The sequence below is a fragment of the Pseudomonas plecoglossicida NBRC 103162 = DSM 15088 genome, assembly GCF_000730665.1.
Lineage (GTDB): Bacteria > Pseudomonadota > Gammaproteobacteria > Pseudomonadales > Pseudomonadaceae > Aquipseudomonas > Aquipseudomonas plecoglossicida.
Map to the genome: position 1 here is coordinate 102,319 of NZ_BBIV01000021.1, position 18,015 is coordinate 120,333.

General features: G+C 66.5%; 11 protein-coding genes and 1 pseudogene. 4 read left to right on the forward strand and 8 right to left on the reverse strand.

Translation table 11 applies throughout. The features are described from left to right. The first annotated feature begins 38 nt into the window (after window positions 1–38). Both PPL01S_RS14320 and PPL01S_RS14325 read left to right on the forward strand, forming a co-directional pair. On the forward strand, window positions 39–947 hold the full coding sequence (locus PPL01S_RS14320; protein ID WP_016392532.1) for a LysR family transcriptional regulator: 909 nt from the start codon (window positions 39–41) through the stop codon (window positions 945–947). A gap of 146 nt (window positions 948–1,093) precedes the next feature. Beyond that, window positions 1,094–2,131 carry an alpha/beta fold hydrolase gene (locus PPL01S_RS14325; protein ID WP_016392533.1) on the forward strand — a complete coding sequence of 346 codons (1,038 nt, stop codon included), beginning with the start codon at window positions 1,094–1,096 and terminating at the stop codon, window positions 2,129–2,131. 6 nt (window positions 2,132–2,137) lie between these two features. Here PPL01S_RS14325 and PPL01S_RS14330 read toward each other — a convergent pair whose 3' ends face one another. The 6 genes from PPL01S_RS14330 to PPL01S_RS14355 all read right to left on the reverse strand — a co-directional run bounded on the left by PPL01S_RS14330 (window position 2,138) and on the right by PPL01S_RS14355 (window position 9,206). After that, window positions 2,138–2,833, reverse strand: a complete 696-nt coding sequence (locus PPL01S_RS14330; RefSeq protein WP_028625798.1) for a peptidoglycan DD-metalloendopeptidase family protein — start codon at window positions 2,831–2,833, stop codon at window positions 2,138–2,140. Window positions 2,834–2,935: 102 nt separating this feature from the next. Continuing rightward, window positions 2,936–3,223: a hypothetical protein gene (locus PPL01S_RS14335; protein WP_016392535.1), complete on the reverse strand. Its 288-nt coding sequence runs from the start codon at window positions 3,221–3,223 to the stop codon at window positions 2,936–2,938. 135 nt (window positions 3,224–3,358) lie between these two features. After that, the gene (locus tag PPL01S_RS14340) at window positions 3,359–5,737 is read right to left on the reverse strand and encodes a TonB-dependent siderophore receptor (protein WP_016392536.1); all 2,379 of its coding nucleotides are present in this window, start codon (window positions 5,735–5,737) and stop codon (window positions 3,359–3,361) included. 20 nt (window positions 5,738–5,757) lie between these two features. Then, entirely contained in the window at window positions 5,758–6,471 is a 714-nt protein-coding gene (gene fhuF, locus PPL01S_RS14345; protein WP_028625797.1) for a siderophore-iron reductase FhuF, read from the reverse strand. Next, entirely contained in the window at window positions 6,468–8,135 is a 1,668-nt protein-coding gene (locus tag PPL01S_RS14350) for a cyclic peptide export ABC transporter (protein WP_028625796.1), read from the reverse strand. The genes fhuF and PPL01S_RS14350 overlap by 4 nt, the downstream gene beginning before the upstream one ends. Before the next feature lie 78 nt (window positions 8,136–8,213). After that, entirely contained in the window at window positions 8,214–9,206 is a 993-nt protein-coding gene (locus tag PPL01S_RS14355) for a FecR family protein (protein WP_033743580.1), read from the reverse strand. 203 nt (window positions 9,207–9,409) lie between these two features. Between PPL01S_RS14355 and PPL01S_RS14360 the strand changes: the two genes are divergently transcribed. Further along, the gene (locus PPL01S_RS14360) at window positions 9,410–10,738 is read left to right on the forward strand and encodes a lysine N(6)-hydroxylase/L-ornithine N(5)-oxygenase family protein (RefSeq protein ID WP_016392540.1); all 1,329 of its coding nucleotides are present in this window, start codon (window positions 9,410–9,412) and stop codon (window positions 10,736–10,738) included. Then, window positions 10,735–11,352: pseudogene (locus tag PPL01S_RS14365) on the forward strand (GNAT family N-acetyltransferase); the annotation flags it as partial. The gene PPL01S_RS14360 and the pseudogene PPL01S_RS14365, both read left to right, overlap by 4 nt. Window positions 11,353–11,415: 63 nt before the next feature. Here the strand turns inward: PPL01S_RS14365 and PPL01S_RS14370 are convergent. Together PPL01S_RS14370 and PPL01S_RS14375 are read right to left on the reverse strand one after the other, a co-directional pair. Beyond that, window positions 11,416–12,366, reverse strand: a complete 951-nt coding sequence (locus PPL01S_RS14370) for an alpha/beta hydrolase (protein WP_028625794.1) — start codon at window positions 12,364–12,366, stop codon at window positions 11,416–11,418. Window positions 12,367–12,398: 32 nt separating this feature from the next. After that, window positions 12,399–18,011, reverse strand: coding sequence for a non-ribosomal peptide synthetase (locus PPL01S_RS14375; protein ID WP_369472220.1), 5,613 nt, complete (start codon window positions 18,009–18,011; stop codon window positions 12,399–12,401). Window positions 18,012–18,015: the final 4 nt, after the last annotated feature.

Consider the following 18,015-nt stretch of genomic DNA (forward strand, 5'->3'; position numbering starts at 1 on the left):
CAGCTTCACCGATGTGACGCACCGACAGGAGGCCAGGCGTGATCCAGCTCCACGATGTCGATCTCAAGCTCCTCAGGGTATTTGTCACCATCGTCCGCTGCGGCGGCTTTTCCGCGGCACAGGCGGCGCTGAACGCCGGCCAGTCGACCATCAGCGAACAGATGACGCACCTGGAAACGCGGCTGGGGGTCAAGCTCTGCCAGCGCGGGCGCAGCGGCTTTCGTCTGACCGAACAGGGGGTGGCGATCCATGAAGCGGCATTGCGCCTGCTGGGCGCGGTGGAGAGCTTCTGCCTGGACGCCGACGTGCTCAAGCAGCACATCAGCGGCAAGCTCAACCTCGGCATCATCGACTCGACCCTGACCGACCCCGACTCGCCGGTGCCGCGCACCACCCAACGCTTCGTCTCGCGCGGCCACGATGCTCACCTGAACGTCTACATCGGCACCCCCGCCGAGCTCGAAGAGCGCGTGCTCGACGGCCGCCTGCACCTGGCCATCGGGCACTTTCACATGCGCGTGCCGGGGCTGTCCTACCTGCCCCTGTACGACGAGGCACTGGGTCTGTACTGCGGCCGCCGCCATCCCCTGTTCGGCAGCAAGGCCAGCAATGGCCGCCTGCTCGAAGAAGTGCGCGCCAGCCGCCTGGTCGCGCGCGGGTACATGCAGCAATACGACCTCGAGCAATTGGGCATGAGCAAGGCCGCAGCCACCGTGGAGAACATCGAGGCTGCAGCGATCCTGATCATTTCCGGGGCTTACGTCGGGTTCCTGCCGGTGCATTTCACCGAGCAGTGGGTCAAGAGCGGCGAGATGTGCCGGCTGGGCGCCAACACCCTGGACCTGAGCTCGCCTTTCGATGTGATCACGCGCCGCGGAGTGGCCGCGCCGCCGATCCTGCAGGCGTTTCTGGAGGACTTGGGCGCTTGCATGCAGCCGGTGGTTTGACCGACGTTTGTATCATTTTGTGTTCAAAGTGCGAGCTGACACACAAGTACGCGTGCTGCCCAGCGGCCCGACACAACCCCGATACACACTTCTTCTTTACTGGCATGCATCCCTCAACGCCAAGGTTCACGCCCCAGGAGATGCCCATGCTCGCCCACCCCGCTTCCCGACGCTTCACGCGTTGCGCCCTGCTCGCCTTCGCCCTGTTGCCGATGGGCCTGATGAGCGCTGCGCAGGCTTACGCCACGCAAGACACGCAGCCTGTGAAGGGGGTGGCGGTGGCAGATGACTTCGGCCCCCTGAAGCACGTCAAGGCCGGCGTGCTGGATGTGGCCTACGTCGAACAGGGCCCTGCCGACGGCCCGGTGGTGATCCTCCTGCACGGCTGGCCCTACGACATCCACAGTTTCCAGGAAGTCGCCCCGGCCCTGGCCGCCAAGGGCTACCGGGTGTTGGTGCCGTATGTACGCGGTTATGGCGAGACCCGCTTCCTCTCCTCCGACACGCCCCGCAACGCCCAGCCCGCGGCGCTGGCCAGCGATGTGATTGCCTTCATGGACGCACTGCAGGTCAAGCACGCGGTGCTGGCCGGCTTCGACTGGGGCGCGCGCACGGCCGATATCGTCTCGGCCCTGTGGCCGGAACGGGTGAAGGCGCTGGTCTCGGTCAGCGGCTATCTGATCAGCAGCCAGCAGGCCGCCAAGGCGCCGCTGCCGCCGAGCGCGGAACTGCAATGGTGGTATCAGTACTACTTCGCCACCGAGCGCGGCCAGCTTGGCTATGAGAGCAACCGCCACGCCTTCGCCAGACTGATCTGGCAAACCGCATCGCCGAAGTGGACGTTCGACGATGCCACTTTCGAACGCAGCGCCAAGGCCCTGGACAACCCCGACCAGGTCGCCATCACGGTGCACAACTACCGCTGGCGGCTGGGACTGGCCCAGGGCGAGACGCGTTATGAACCGCTGGAAGCCAGACTGGCCAAGTTCCCCAGCATCGGCGTGCCGACCATCACCCTGGAGGGCGATGCCAACGGCGCGCCGCACCCACCCGCCGAGGCCTATGCCCAGCGCTTTACCGGCAAGTACGAGTATCGGCTGATCCAGGGTGGCATCGGCCACAACCTGCCGCAGGAAGCGCCCCAGGCCTTCGCCCAGGCGGTGGTCGATGCCGACCACCTGTGAGCGCACTCAATTGGCGGCGGGCAACACGCCCAACGGATCGACCGGCTTGCCGTTCTGGCGAATCTCGAAGTACAGCTGCGTGCGGTCGGTATCCAGGTCACCGGCCTCGGCAATCAGCTCTCCCTTGCTGACCGTTTGCCCTTCCTTGACCAGCAACCTGCGGTTGTGGCCATAGACGCTGGCGTGGGAGGTGCCGTGCTGGAGGATGATCAGGTTGCCGTAGCCGCGAATGTTGGTGGCGAACGCCACCTTGCCGCCGAGGCTGGCGTACACCGGCTGGCCAGGGTTGGCCGCGATACGGATGCCCTTGCTGAGCTTGTCGGCCGGGGCATAGCGGCCGATGACCACGGGGTTCTTGATCGGCCAGCCCCAACCGCGCAAGGTCACCTTGGTGGCCGGAACGGTCGCGGTTCTGGATGCGCTCGATGCGCTTCTGGAGGCGGTCTTGGCCGTGCTGGTGCCTGGGCCGAAGCGAATGCTCTGACCCACGTTCACCGCATAGGGCGGGCTGATGTTGTTATAGCGCGCCAGGACCTTGAAATCCCAGCCGTGCCGGGTAGCGATCGAGTAGAGGGTGTCGCCGCGCTTGACCTTGTAGACGCCGCTGACGACCTTGTTGACAGACACGCCGGTGCTGGGTGGTTGAGAACTGCACGCGGAAATCGACAGCAGGACAGCGATCACAATGAGCCTGAAAAACACACCACACCCTTTGAACAGAGACGCGATTGACGAAGGTGCTCACTATAAAGCACTGCGCGGCGTGTGCATGCCAGGTGATATCAAGAAAAGCGGGGCTTTGTGCTAATCCTTCACCTGGCAGACCCCATTGGCCCGGTTCTTACCGGTGTACGAAACGTCCGGCGAGCCATCCGGGTTGATCGACAGCGAGATTGTCACACCGCTGCCCTTGGCTTCGAAGTAGTTGTCGTTGAACTTCTTCAAGGGTGCTTCCTTGCCATTGATATAGATCGGGCCGCCCTTGTCGGCGTGGACCTCAATGTTTCCCGGGCAGGTGGCGTTCAGGAGGGGGATCTGCGCCTGGGCGATGGCGGGGGTGGCCAGCAGGAGGGCGAGTAGTAATGGCTTCATGTGATGCTCCTTGGTCGACGTGCACAAGAAGGAAGTTATAGCTCATGAATGCCCTGCCCTGTGCAGCAATGGGCCGCTGCACGGCCAATCGCGGCACAGGATCGCGCCTGCCGCACGCAGGCGGCGGCAACGGCTTTACCAGTTGTAGGTCACTGTCCCGTACACGGTGCGCTGCTGCCCATACTGGCAACCCATGTTGCTGAAGCATCCGGCCACGTACTTCTCGTCGAACAGGTTGGTGGCGTTCAGCGAGACCTCCATCCCGTCCAGCGACTTGTCTACCTTGCCCAGACTGTAGGCAACCAGCGCGTCGACCACGCTGTAGCTGTCGACCTTGAAGCTGTTGGCCGTGTCGCCGTAGGTGCTGCCCACGTAGCGGGCACCAGCGCCCAGGCGCAAGCCCTCCATCAAGCCGCCCTGGAAGGTGTAGTCACCCCAGAGCGAGGCCATGTGCTCGGGGATGCGGAACGGCGTGTTGCCCTTGTTGCCAGCCTCCGACTTGGTCACCTCGACATCGTTCCAGGTGTAGCTACCGATCACATTGAAGCCCTTGGCAATCTCGGTCTTGCCCTCCAGCTCCACGCCCTGGGAGCGCACCTCGCCTTCCTGGCGCGAGAAACCGTTGATGTTCTCGGTGGCGTTCTGCTTGGTCAGGTCGAACACCGCCACGGTGTAGAGGCTGTTGGAGCCTGGGGGTTCGTACTTCACGCCCACTTCGTACTGCTTGCCGATCTCGGGGTCGAGCTGCGAATTGTTGGCCGTGACACCCATGACCGGCAGGAACGACTCGCTGTAGCTGGCATACGGGGCGATGCCGTTGTCGAACAGATAGACGATACCGGCGCGGCCGCTGAACTTCTCGTCCTTCTGGGTCTGCGGGTCGCGGTCGTCCTTCTGGTTGCTGGCCCAGTCGTAGCGGCCACCCAGCAGGAACACCCACTTGTCCACCTTCAGCTGGTCCTGCAGGTACACGCCGGTCTGCGAGAGCTTCTGCTCGTAGCTGGCCTGGCTGAACGGGGTGAAGCTCAGCGGCTGGCTGTTGTCGGGGTTGAACACATCGAAGGTGCCATTGATCAGGCTCAGCGCCTGGTCCTGGTCGAACTTGCCGTTGTTGTAGTCCACGCCGGTCAGCAAGGTGTGCTCCACCGCGCCGGTGGCGAAGTTTGCCTGCACCTGGTTGTCCATCGTGAACAGGCGCCCGTCGCCCTTGCGCTCGTCTGCGTAGCGCATGTATTGGTCGCCCACCGGCATGAGCAGGGCGATTTCTGCGCTGGACTGGCGGTAGTCGCTGTAGCGCACGTTCTGGCGAAGGGTCCACACCTCGTCCAGGTGGTGCTCGAATACATAACCCAGCGAGGTCTTCTCGTTGGTCATGTAGTCGAAGCCGGTGTCGCCGACGTAGGTGTCACGGTCGAGCCGGCCGCGCGGGTCATGGAACACGGTGCCTTGGGCCGGCAGCGGGTTGGCGAAGTTGCCGGTCTGCTTCTGGTACTCGGCCAGCACGGTCAGCTCGGTGTCGGCGTTGGGCCGGAAGCTGATGGCCGGGGCCACGTACTCGCGGCGGTTGGTGATGTGGTCGGCCTGCGCATCGGCCTCACGGAACAGGCCGGTCAGCCGGTAGCTCCACACCCCCTCCTCGTCCAGCGCGTCGCCCAGGTCGAAGGCTGCCTGGTTATAGTCGTGGTTGCCCGCCTGCAGTTGCACCTGGCGCAGTGGCTCGGTGGTCGGGCGCTTGCTCACCAGGTTGATCTGGCCACCCGGATCGGAGGCGCCATAGAGTACCGAGCTGGCCCCACGCAGCACTTCGATGCGCTCCAGACCATAAGGCTCGGGGGCGTCCCAACCGAGGAAGTCCGGCAGAAAGGTACGCGTGCCGTCGCGCAGCATGCGTCCGGTGCCCTGCTGGAAGCCGCGGATGGTCAGCTGGTCGGTCACGAATTGCGGGCCGGCCAGCTCGGCGTTGATGCCTGGGCTGTAGCGCAGGGCCTGGGCCACGGTCTTGGGCTGCTGGGCCTGGATCTGTTCACGGGTGACTACCGACACCGAATAGGGCGTCTCGAGTATCGGCGTGTCGGTCTTGGTGCCGGCCGAGGCGCGCTTGGCCACGTAGCCGTCATCCGGCGTCACCGAACTGTAGGCCTGGCCAGAGATGCTGGTGCTGGGCAGCATCATCGCCGAATCGCCGCTGCTGCCCTGCAAGGTCACGTGGTTGCCTTCGATGCTGTAGGCGATCGAAGTGCCCTGCAGCAGTTGGCGCAGGGCCTCCGCCGGCTCCATCTGCCCCGACACGCCGCGGCTGCGCAGGCCCGACACGGTGTCCTGGCTGTAGATGATCTGCAGGTTGGCCTGGTTGCCAAGATCGTTCAGCGCCGAGGCCAGCGGTTTGGCCGGGATGTCGATGCGCACGGGCTCGGCCTGGACCGGCAGCGCGGCGACGATGGCCAGGCCCAAGGTGGCGGCGGCGATGCACCGGCGCAGCCGGTGTGCCGGTAGATTCAACGAGAAGGCGCTCATGATACTCCTGATGATTATGGTTATGTTGGCATGTTGATTCGGTTCTGGCGCCTGGCCAGCGGGCAGACCCCGCAGCGCTGCAACGGTAGGCGCTCACGCAGGCAACAGACGCGCCGCATGACCCCGCCAGCATCGCGCCGCAGGGCTGCACGCATGGCTGAGCACGCATCCTGCCGACGGCTGTCGCGAACATGCTCGCGTGCTTCCCCAAGCGCGCGGTCGGGCAGGTTGGCCTGGGCCATCTCCAGCCCCCAGTCGATGCATAGCGCCACGTTGCCCCACAGCAGCCGCGGGGCCAGCCCGGTGTAGGCGGCGAAGCGGCTGACCTGCGGATGCAGCAGCTGTTCGTGCAGCCGTTCCAGCAGGCGCGCGCCACTTCGTTCGGCGGGCGCTTCTCCCGTGAGCAGTGGCAGGTGCAGCTCGGTCGGTGCACCCTGGGGGTCGATTGTCATGCGCAACCGGGCTGGGTCCAGGGTCGGTGGTTCGACATCGAAAAGGCCGCCCAGCAGCAACGCCGGCAGCACCAGCGCACAGCCCTCCTGGTGCCATTGCGAGGCGACCGCGCGTGGATCAGCCTGTGGCCAGTTGCGGGCATAGCGCGCCAAGGCGCCGCGCAGCAACTCAGGTTCCAGCCAGCCGCTCAGCGACGGTGCGTCGCTGTGTGGCAGCCTGCGCCAGCGAGCCGCCAGCGGCTGCATCTGGGCAGGCAGGCGCGCGAACAGCGCCGGGCTCACGTCAGCTCGGACTCGGCAGCGCCGACCGGCTGGCGCACGAGCCTGCCCTGCTCGATGCGCAGCAGCGTGTCGGCGGCATCGAAGTAGCGGTCGTCGTGGGAGATCACCACGATGGTCTTGCCCAAGCGCTGCAGGTCAGGCAGCAGCTCGGTGTAGAAGATGCGGCGGAAGGTGGGGTCCTGGTCAGCGGCCCACTCGTCGAACACCAGCACAGGGCGCCCCTCGGTCCAGGCCTGCAGCAGCGCCAGGCGCTTGCGCTGGCCGGTCGACAGGTCGAGGGTGGAGAAACGCCCATCCTCGATGCTCACCTTGTGCGCGATCTCCAGGCGTTCCAGGTAGCCCATGGCATCGGCCGGCACCTCGCCGCCGGCCTGCACAAGGTCTTCGAACAGGAAGAAGTCCGACAGCACGGTGGTGAACAGCTGGCGGTAATCGTCGCGTTGCTGCTCGCCGACCGGGGCGCCATCCAGCAGCACGCTGCCGCGCTGCGGCACGTACAGGCCCAACAGCAGCTTGATCAGGGTGGTCTTGCCACCGCCGTTCTCGCCGACGATGAACACGATCTCGCCCTTGCGCAGCGACAGGTTCACAGGGCCGATGGCAAATCCTTGGCTGCCGTCGTCGGTGGCGTACTGGTAATGCACGTCGCGCAGTTCAATGCTGTCGATGGCGGTCGGTGCAGGTGTGTCCTTGGCCTCGCGCAGGCAGGGTTCGGGTGAGGTGAACTGCTCGGAAAGCTCGGCCACCCGGCGAAACGCCACTTGTGCCCGACCGATGTTCGGCAGCGTGCCCAGCAGGTGTTCCAGCGGGCCTTTCATGTACAGCAGCACCAGAATGAAACCACTGAGCGTGGCGGTGCTGGTGCTCGGCCAGAAAGCCTGGAAGGCCAGTGCCACACCAATGACGATGAAGAACAGGGTCGAGCCGACCCCCTTGGCCACGACGAACTGGTTGATCGAGTTGACCTGCTTCTTGCAGATGGCATCGGCAGTGCCCTCGATGCTCTCGCCCAGCAGGCGCAGACGGCGCGGGCGGTTGATGCGCAGCTCCTTGGCACCTTCGGCGATGGAGCGGTAGTGCTTCTGCAAGTCGTCTTCCAGGTCGCGGGCTTCGAAGAAGCCCTTGATACCCCGGGACCGGGCATAGTACTGCGCCACCGAGCCCAACAGGATGGCCAGGGTGGTGGTCAGGAACATCGCCGGAGACAGTTGCACCAGGTACACCAGGCAACCGAGGGTCACGCTGGCAGATACCGCCAGCGGCGCGAAGGCGAAGGCGAAATCGCTGATGGTGTCGACGTCGTGGGTCAGTACCGGAATCAGCCGGTGGCTACGGTAGCGCTCCAACTGGTCGATCGGTGCGCTGAGAATCTTCAGGCCCAGCGACTTGCGCAGACGCGCGATCACATGTTGGCCGACGTAGTTGGTGCCGATGTCCGAGATCACCGACCCCAGTAGCGCCAGCAGGCACAACCCGGCAAAGCCCAGCAGCACGCCACGGCTGGCACCGCCTTCGGCGTGCAGGGCGTGGTTGATGGTAGCCAGCAGCCCGGTGATGCTCAGGCCGCCGAGGATGCCCAGCACGGTGGAGACCAGCAGCAGCGGCCAGAACGGGCGCAGCACCTGGGTCAGTTCATGCAGGTTGGACTTTCGGGGAGTGCTCATCGTCGCGGGTTCCAGACAGGTCTTGCCCGAATGACGAATGAGGCTTTTGTTTGTTCAGCACATTTTCAGATTTTGCGGTCAACGCGAGGAAATCATGATCACGCCATCACCCCGGCGCAGCTTGACCGGCAGCACCCGTGGCAGGGCATTGACCAGCTGGCTCAGGTCGCGGGTATCGTAGATGCCGCCAAAACGCAGTTCGCCGGCCACGCTGCTGGCGTCCAGTTGCAGTGGCACATCGAGGTAGCGGTTGATCTGCGGTAGGGCGTCGCGCAAGTTGATGTCATTGAGCATCAGCTTGCCATTGCGCCAGGCCTGGGCCCAGGCCGGGTCGGTGCGGCCCAGTTGCAGCATGCGCCCATGGCGCACCACTGCCTGCATGCCGGCGGTCAGCTCGGCCCCCTGGTTGCGCCCCTCGCCGCCGTCGTTGCGGGTCACCAGCACAGTGCCCTCGGAGACGGTGACGGTGGTCTGCATCGGGGCGGTCCAAACGTTGAAATGCGTGCCCGTGACCCGCACGCGGGCATTGTCGGTGCTGATCACGAAGGGCTTGTCGAGGTCGCGGTGCACGGCAAAGTAGGCCTCGCCATCCTGCAGCAGCACCTGGCGCTGGTCGCGATAACCCAGGTACAGCAGGCCGGTGCGACGGTTGAGTTCCACCTCGCTGTGGTCCGGCAACTGGACCTGGCGCTGGCTTTGCTCGGCCATGTAGTAACGCACGCTGCCCGGCAACACGCCCAGCGACCAGCCTGCGGCCCAGGTGCCTCCCGCGGCCAGCAGCAACACTGCGGCGCGTGCCAGCCAGGCAGTCGGCCGGCGTTTGCGAGCAGGCAACGCCACCGGCGTGACGGCACGCGCTGGCAACTGCTCGCTGACCTGCCACACCCGGCACATCTTCAGGTATTCCTCGGCGTGCAGCGGATCGGCGTCGTACCAGCGCAGGAACTCGCTGCGGTCGGCATCGGTGCACTCATCGAAATGCAGGCGCACACACCAGTCGGCAGCCATCTCGACGGGTGTCTTCGGGGCTTTCTTCGGAGCTTTCTTCGGAGCTTGGGGAGGGGTTGGCATGTGCGGTTGGCGGTGAAGAAATTTGCCTTAGCTTACTCCATGTCAATGCCCGGTGGTGGCCCGATGCCCCAATTTCGCGTTTTTGAGAATCAGCCCTGCATCCATTGCTGAACATACCGCCGGCTCATTCGTCAACCCAGATGAACGCTCCTGCATCGCCTCCACCGGCGGCCCAGGGCAACCCATCAAAGGAGGATTCGCGCATGCCCAGCACCAAGCCCTTCGACGTCATCGGCGTCGGCTTCGGCCCATCCAACCTGGCCCTGGCCATCGCCCTCGAGGAGCAGGCCGAGAACGGCGCACGCCGGGCCAGCAGCCTGTTCCTCGACCGTCAGACCGACTACCACTGGCACGGCGACACCCTGGTCAGCCAGAGCGAACTGCAGATTTCCTTCCTCAAGGACCTGGTGACCCTGCGCAACGCCACCAGCCGCTACAGCTTCGTCAACTACCTGCAGCAGCATGGTCGCCTGATCGACTTCATCAACCTTGGGACCTTCTACCCCTGCCGCATGGAATACAGCGACTACCTGCGCTGGGTAGCCACGCACTTCAGCGACCAGTGCCAGTATGGCGAACGCGTCGAGCGTATCGAGCCGGTCAACACCGGTGGCGGCGACATCGAGCTGCTGGACGTGATCTCGGTCGACAGCCACGGCCGCGAGCATCGCCGGCGCACGCGCTCGGTGGTGGTCGGCACCGGTGGTACGCCGCGCATCCCCACGGTGTTCAAGGGCCTGCGCGACGACACCCGCGTGTTTCACCACTCCCAGTACTTGAGCCGCATCAACCAGCAGCGCTGCGCACGCGGGGAGCCGATGCGCATCGCCGTGGTCGGGGGTGGACAAAGCGCCGCCGAGGCCTTCATCGACCTCAACGACAGCTTCCCGAACGTACGCGTCGACCTGGTGCTGCGCAGCGAGGTCCTCAAGCCAGCGGACGACAGCCCGTTCGTCAACCAGATCTTCGCCCCGGAAAACACCCACCTGTTCTTCGACCAGCCCGAAACCGAGCGCGAACGGCTGATCAACGAGTTCCACAACACCAACTACTCGGTGGTGGACCTCAACCTGATCGAGCAGATCTACGGCATCTTCTACCGCCAGAAAGTCTCCGGCAAACAGCGCCATGCCTTCCGGTGTCGCACCCAGGTGCTCAATGCCAGCAGCCAGGAACACGGGGTGCGCCTGCATCTGCGCGATATCGCCACCGGCCAGGAAGAGGCGCACCACTACGACGCGGTGATCCTCGCCACCGGCTACGAGCGCAAGTCGCACAAAGCACTGCTGGCCCCTCTGGCCGACTACCTGGGCGACTTCGATGTCGAGCGCAGCTACCGCGTGCGCGCCACCCCGGCACTCAAGGCCGGCGTGTTCGTGCAAGGCTTCTCGGAGGCCAATCACGGCTTGAGCGACACCCTGCTGTCGGTGTTGCCAGCACGTGCCTGGGAAATCTCCGAAGCCCTGCTGGCGCACGCCGAAACCGCCGAACAGCGCGCCGAGCACCAAGGCCTGAAGGAGACCGCTGCATGAACCTGAGCACCGGCCAGCTTCACCCGGCGCAACCCCGGAGCAAGCCCAAAGGCGAGTTGTATCGGCGCTTCGACGAGCAGGTGGGCGCGTGGTTCTCGCTGCGCACCCTCGACATCGAAGCGGACCTGCAGCGCTTCAACCGCTGGCAGAACAGCCCCCGGGTGGCTCACTTCTGGGAGGAAACAGGCAGCCTCGAGAAACATCGCGAGTACCTGCAGAAAGTCGCCGACACACCGCACATCTTCAGTGTGATCGGTTGCTTCGACGACGAGCCGTTCGCCTACTACGAGGTGTACTGGGCCCAGGACGACCGCATCGCGCCGTTCTACCCGGCAGGCGAATTCGACCGCGGCATCCACATGCTGGTGGGCGAGGAGCATCATCGCGGGCCTGCCAAGGTCGATTGCTGGCTGCGCTCGCTGGTCAGTTGGCTGCTGCTGGACGAGCCGCGCACCACCCGGGTGGTGGCCGAACCCCGCGCGGACAACGCGAAGATGATCGGTTACATGGAGTCGGTGGGGTTCTCCAAGCAGAAAGAGTTCGACTTCCCCCACAAGCGCGCCGCGCTGATGCTGCTCGAGCGCAGTGATTTCGGGCCGTTGCTGGCGGGCTGAAGCACAGGCGCGAGGGCTGCTTGCCAGCCCTCGCCCAGCGACCCCGCCATTACCTGCCCAGGCTCAATCGCGCAACGCCTCTCCCAGGCTCTGCGCCAACTGCGCATACACCTGATCAATCCCCGGCATCACTGCCCCCATGCGCAACAGGTCGTGGGTCGCCGCATAACGCCGGCAGGTCACCGCTACCCCCGCCTGATCCAGACGTTCGGCATAGGCCTGGCCCTCATCCAGCAGCGGGTCGTACTGGGCCAACGCCACGAACGCCGGCGCCACGCCTTGCAGGTCGTCGCACAGCAACGGCGAGAAACGCCAGTCCAGGCGGTCATCCGGGGTGCGTTGGTACTGGCTGTAGAACCACTCCAGCGTCGCACTCTCCAGCAGGTAGCCCTCGTCGAACAGCGCGTTGGACACCGTGGTGCGCGAAGCATCGGTGCTGGGGTAGCACAACAGCTGCAGTCGAATCTGCGGCGCCCCCGCCCTCGCCGCCTGGATCGCCAGCACCGTGGCCAAGGTGGCGCCGGCGCTGTCGCCGCCCACCGCCAGCCGCCCCACATCCAACCCTTGGGCCGGGCCTTCGGCCAGCAGCCAGGCCAGGGCATCCTCGGCATCGTGCACGGCGGTCGGGAAGCGGTGCTCCGGCGCCCGCCGGTAGTCCACCGCCACTACCGCGCAGGGCGTGCGCCAGGCCAGCTCGGCGCAGATACCGTCGTGGGAATCCAGGCTGCCGACCACGTAGCCGCCACCGTGGAAATACAACAGCACCGGCCACGGCCCATCATTGACCTGTTGCGGCAGGTACAGGCGCATACCCAACGCCGCACCGTCGCGGCTGCGGGCGCTCAGTTCGCGGCGCTCCACCTGCTGCGGCCAGGCCCACACCAGGCCACTGGAGGCCTGCTCGAATTCCACGCGGGCCGCCTCGGGCGTCAGCGCATGCAGCGGCGGGCGGCCGGCAAGCCGGCCCTCCTCCACCAGGTCCAGGAACGCGCTCAACTCAGGGTGCAGTGACATGCTTGTAAGTCCTTGAAGGGTGAGCGAGCGGCTCATGCCGGCCGCTCGCACAGGTTGATCAGTTCGTGCAACTGGGCCTGGAAGGCATCCATCAGGCCTTGCACGGTTTCCGCACGGTAGCGCTTGCGGCTGTAGATGCAGCGCATGCGCAACTGGCTGTCCTCGACCTGGCCGATGATTTCCAGCCAGTTGGCCAGCGGTGCCGATGGGCTGTGGAAGTCGCCCAGGCTTTCGGGGGCGGCAGCAAACAACGCCTGGCCGTCGGCCCTCTGGTCCAGTTGCCCCAGGTAGTTGAAGGTAATACGCGGCTGGGCAAGGCCTGCCAGGGCTTCGCGCACCTCGCTGCGGCCCAGGTAGCGCAGCACGCCATAGCCCAGGCCGCGCCCTGGCACCCGCGCCAGTTGCTCGCGCACTGCCCGCAACGACTCGCCCGGCGTACCGCTGCCCGGCTGCAGGTGCAACGGGAACAGGCTGGTGAACCAGCCCACGGTGCGGCTCAAGTCCAGCGCGTCGTACAGGTCTTCGCGGCCGTGACCCTCAAGCTGCACCAGCATGGAACCGGCCTGGCTCCAGCGGCACACGGCCCGCGACAGCGCCGTCAGCAGCAAGTCGTTGATCTGCACCTGCAGGGCCGCTGGCGCGGCCTTGAGCAAGCGCTGGGTCGCCTCGGCGTCCAGCTGCATGTGCGCCTCGGCCCGAGTGCCCACCAGGTTGCGCCCGCGCGGGTTGTCCACGGGCAGCTCGGCCGGCACATCGCCGCCCAGTTGCTGCTGCCAATAGCCCAGCTCGGCTTCGCCCTCTGGGCTGCGCGCCAGCTGTTGCAGGCGTTGGGCCCAATCGCGGTAGCGACTGGACGCTATCGGCAACTGGGCCGATTGGCCGCTGCTTGCGGCCTGGTAGGCCGCCAGCAGGTCCTCGAGCAGTACCTGCCACGACACCCCGTCCACTGCGAGGTGGTGTACCACCAGCAGCAGCCGCTCACCGCCCTGGGCCAGGCGTGCATGCAGCACCCGCAACAGCGGCCCCCGGGTCAGCTCGAGGCTGCGCTGGGCGCGTTGGATCGCAGCCTCCATCGCGGCGCTGTCGGCCAATTGCTCCTGCCACAACACCGGTACCTGGGCGGCCTCCTCGAGGCTGGCGTAGCGCTGCGCCCAGCCGCTCGCGCCTTCGACGAAGCGCAGGCGCAGTGCCTCGTGGCGCACCAGCAGTTGCTGCACGGCCTGTTGCAGCGCGTCGTGCTGTAGCGGTTGCAGCACATCCAGCAACAGCGCCTGGTTGAAGTGTCCGCGCTCCGGCATCGGCACCTCGAACAGCCATTGCTGGATCGGCAGCAGGTTGAACAGCTCACCCTCGGGCAGTACCACCTCGGCCACCGGCGCGACCGCAACCTGCTCGGCCTCGAGCAACTGCGCGATCGTCGGCCGGCGCATCAGGTCGCGCAAGCGGATTTCCCGCTGCAACCCTGGGTGGTTGCGCACCCTCGACACCACTTGCAGGCTGAGGATCGAGTCGCCGCCCAGCTCGAAGAAGTTATCCTCGACCCCGACCCGCTCGACACCCAGCACCGCTTGCCAGATACCAGCCAGTACCTGCTCCTCTTCGGTTCGCGGGGCGACGAAGGTGCTTTCCTGGCCGATCACCGGTGCCGGCAGGGCCAGCCGGTCGACCTTGCCGTTGGCGTTCAGCGGCAGTGCCTCCAGGACCACCACGTGGGCCGGCACCATGTAGTCGGGCAAGCACGCACGCAGGCGCTGGCGCAACGACTCGGCCAGCGTGTCGCTGGCCACGGCAGCCACATAGGCCACCAGTTGCTTGCCACCCTGGCTGTCGCGGGCCACCACCACCGCGCTGTGTACGTCCGGTTGCTCGCGCAGGCGTGCTTCGATCTCACCCAGCTCGATCCGGAAGCCGCGTACCTTGACCTGGTGGTCGAGGCGGCCGAGGTAGTCGAACGTGCCATCGGCGCGGCGACGTACCAGGTCGCCGGTGCGATACAGCCGCCCACCCGTGCTGAACGGGTCGGCGACGAAGCGCTCGGCCGTCAGGCCCGGGCGGCCATGGTAACCGCGGGCCAGGCCTTCACCGCCGATGTAGAGCTCGCCCGCCACCCCTTCGGGCACCGGGTTGAGCTCGACATCCAGCACGTGCAAGGTGCGCGCACCGACGCGCTCGCCGATGGGAGCGTAGGCGGCGCCGCAGACGGTATCGCCCTCGGCCTTCCACAGCAGCGGCGTGATCACTGTTTCGGTCGGCCCATAGCCATTGATGATCGCCCGCGGGCGCAAGGCTGCGCGGGCACGCTCGAAGGCTGCATCCGGCACCGCGTCGCCACCGAAGCAGTAGACCCGCACCGGTGGCGCCGTGCCGTCGGCCTCGGCCTGGCTGGCCAGGGCTTGCAAGTAGGCCGGTGGGAACGCCGCCACGGTGACGCCGTGGCGGGCCATGGCGGCCAGGGTCTGTTCCGGGGTCCACAGTTCGTCGTCGCGCACCAGCACGCTGCCGCCGAACAGCAGCGGCACCAGCCAGCGCTCATGGGCGCCGTCGAAGGCAAACGACATGAAGTGCAGCTCGCGGTCCGACGGGCTCATGCCGTAGCGCTCGCCGATCGCCTCGCAGTGCATGGCCAGCGGGCCGTGGGCCACGGCCACGGCTTTGGGCTGGCCGGTGGAGCCGGAGGTGTAGATCAGGTAGGCCAGGCTGTCGGCATGCAGCGCTACGGCAGGGGCCGTGGCCGGCAGGTCATCCAGCAGCAGGCTGTCGAGGTCGGCGCGGGCCACGTCGGCCAGTGCCGGCAACTGCTCCTTCAGGCTGGAATGGGCCAGCAGCAGGTGCATGCCCGAATCGCGCATGATGAACGCAAGGCGCTCCACCGGGTGGCGGGTGTCCAGCGGCAGATAGGCGGCGCCGCACTTGAGCACCGCCAGCAGCGCAACCGGCCAGTCGGTAGAGCGCGGCAGCGCCACGCCCACCACCGTTTCCGGCCCCGCCCCTTGTGCGCGCAGCCAGTGCGCCAGGCGGTTGGCCCTGGCCTCCAGCGCGGCGAAGCTCAGCCGCTGCTCGCCGCACAGCACGGCGTCCCAGTCAGGGCTGCGGCGTGCCCATTCGGCGATGCCCTGGGTCACCATTGGCAGGTTGCGTCGGGCCGGCAGGCGATTGGCTTCGGCCCGCGCCTGCAGTTCGTCCTCACCGAGCATGGCCAGCGCACCCAACGGGCGGTCGGCGCCATCGCAGAAGCCTTCGAGCAATTGTTCGAGATGGCCGCGTATACCCTCTACCTCGGCCAGGTTGAAGTGCTGGCGCAGGAACATGTACTCGATTTCCAAGGTGTCACCGAGGGTGACCATGAGGTCCATGGCGTAGTTGGTCACGCCATGGCCACGCACGGTTTCGAACTGCAGCTCACCGTCGTCCCACTCGCTGAGCAGGCTGTCCACCGGCTGGTTCTCGAACACCACGATGCTGTCGAACAGCGCCTGTCCGCCGCGGCCGGCCCAGCGCTGCACCTGGCTCAGTGGCGTGTGCTCGTGCTCCCGGGCTGTCAGGTTGTAGGCCTGCAGTTCCTGCAGCCACTCGCCCAGCTGCTGCTCGGGGCGTGGCGCCTGGACGATCGGCAAGGTGTTGATGAACAGGCCCAGGGTGTCCTGCGCCCCCGGCAGCTCTGCCGGGCGGCCCGACACGGTGGCACCGAAGGCCACGCAGCGCTGGCCGGTGTAGCGTTGCAGCAACAGCAACCAGGCCGCCTGCACCAAGGTGTTGAGGGTGACACGCTGGCTGCGGGCGAACTGTTTCAGGCGCTCGCTGCGCACCGCGTCCAGGTGGCTGTAGATCGCCTGGTGGCCTGACTCGCCACGCTCGCCGGTCAGTGCCTGGGCGAGGAAGGTGGGCTCTTCCAGCGCTTGCAGGCGCTCACGCCAGAATCGCTCGCTGACCAGCGGGTCGCGGGTCTGCAGCCAGTCAAGGTAGTCGCGGTAGCGGCCCGGGGCCGGCAGTGGCTGGCCCAGGTAGCGACGCAGCACCTGCCCGATCAGCAGCGACAAGCTCCAGCCGTCCAGCAGCAAGTGGTGGTAGGTCCACACCAGCCGGTAGCGACGCGGGCCCAGTTGCACGAACAGCAACCGCTGCAATGGCGCCTGGGCCAGGTCGAAGCCACGCTCGCGCTGCTCGCGAGCGACCGCCTCGGCCTGTTCGGGGGTGGGCGTGCGGCCTTGCCAGTCAAGCTGTTCCACCGGCAGGCTGACGCTGCGCTGGATCACCTGCATGGCATCGGCAAAGCCTTGCCAGACGAAGCTGGCGCGCAGGCTGTCGTGGCACCCGCTGACTTCGTTCCAGGCGGCGATGAAGCGCGGTGCGTCCAGGCCGTCGATCACTACATCCAACTGGTTGACGTACAGGTCGGTGCCACTGTCCAGCGCGTGGAACAGCATGCCTTGTTGCATCGGTGACAACGGCATGATGTCTTCCACCGCGTCCAGCGCGGCCGGCAGTGCAGCGCGTTCGGTTTCGCTCAGGGTGGTGAGGTCCAGACGGGTCACGGACAACGCGGTGTCTTGCTCCAGCGGCTGCGCCTGGGCAGCCAGGGCGCGCACGCTCTGATGCATGAACAGGTCACGCGGGGTCAGTGCCAGGCCCGCTTCACGGGCGCGGGCAACCACTTGCACCGAGACGATGGAGTCACCGCCCAGCTCGAAGAAGTTGTCCTCGGCACCTACCTGCGGCAGGTTCAGCACCTGTTGCCAGATCGCGGCCAGGGTGCATTCCACATCGCCCTGCGGCGCCACGTGCTCGCGTACGCGTACTTGCAGCTGCGGCTCAGGCAGTGCCTTGCGGTCGAGCTTGCGGTTCGGCGTCAGCGGCATGCGCTCCAGGCGCATCAGCCGCGCCGGCACCATGTAGTCCGGCAGCTGCGCCTGCAGGCGCTCGCGCAGGGGCGCCAGCAGCGCCTCGTCGTCGGCCACCACATAGCCCACCAGCTGCCCGTGGCGCGCCACCACGGCGGCTTCGCGCACACCCGGCGCGGCCAGCAGGCAGGCTTCGATTTCCCCCAGTTCGATACGGAAACCGCGGATCTTCACCTGCTGGTCGATGCGACCCAGGTATTCCAGTGCACCATCGGCGCGGCGGCGCACCAGGTCGCCGGTACGGTACAGGCGCTGACCGCTGCCGAACGGGTCGGCCACGAATCGCTCGGCGGTCAGGCCTGGGCGCTCGTGGTAACCACGGGCCAGGCCTTCACCGCCGATGTACAGCTCGCCCGCCACACCCAGCGGCAGCGGCTCGAGGTCGTCGTCCAGCACATGCAATGCCGTGTGGGCCAGGGCTTCGCCCAGCATCACCGGCTGCTGGCCTTGCAGGTGGCAGCGGGCCGACCACACCGAGGTTTCGGTCGGGCCATAGAGGTTCCACAGGCCACCGGCCACGGCGATCAGGCGCTCGGCGAGGTCCGTCGGCAGCGCTTCACCGCCACACAGCACCTGGCGCCCGGCCAGCGCCGGCAGGCGTGGATGGTCGGCCAGCATGCGCCAGGTCGACGGAGTGGCCTGGATCGCGGTGACCTGCTGCTGCTCGATCTGCGCCCACAGGCGCTCCGGATCGCGCGCCGTATCACGGTCCACCAGCACCACGCTGGCGCCGCAGGTCAGGGGCAGGTAA

Bases quoted from the DNA above. Each gene is read 5' to 3' on its own strand.
- PPL01S_RS14325 (WP_016392533.1), top strand. From the start codon at position 1,094: ATGCTCGCCCACCCCGCTTCCCGACGCTTCACGCGTTGCGCCCTGCTC.
- PPL01S_RS14335 (WP_016392535.1), bottom strand. From the start codon at position 3,223: ATGAAGCCATTACTACTCGCCCTCCTGCTGGCCACCCCCGCCATCGCC.
- PPL01S_RS14340 (WP_016392536.1), bottom strand. From the start codon at position 5,737: ATGAGCGCCTTCTCGTTGAATCTACCGGCACACCGGCTGCGCCGGTGC.
- PPL01S_RS14350 (WP_028625796.1), bottom strand. From the start codon at position 8,135: ATGAGCACTCCCCGAAAGTCCAACCTGCATGAACTGACCCAGGTGCTG.
- PPL01S_RS14355 (WP_033743580.1), bottom strand. From the start codon at position 9,206: ATGCCAACCCCTCCCCAAGCTCCGAAGAAAGCTCCGAAGAAAGCCCCG.
- PPL01S_RS14360 (WP_016392540.1), top strand. From the start codon at position 9,410: ATGCCCAGCACCAAGCCCTTCGACGTCATCGGCGTCGGCTTCGGCCCA.
- PPL01S_RS14370 (WP_028625794.1), bottom strand. From the start codon at position 12,366: ATGTCACTGCACCCTGAGTTGAGCGCGTTCCTGGACCTGGTGGAGGAG.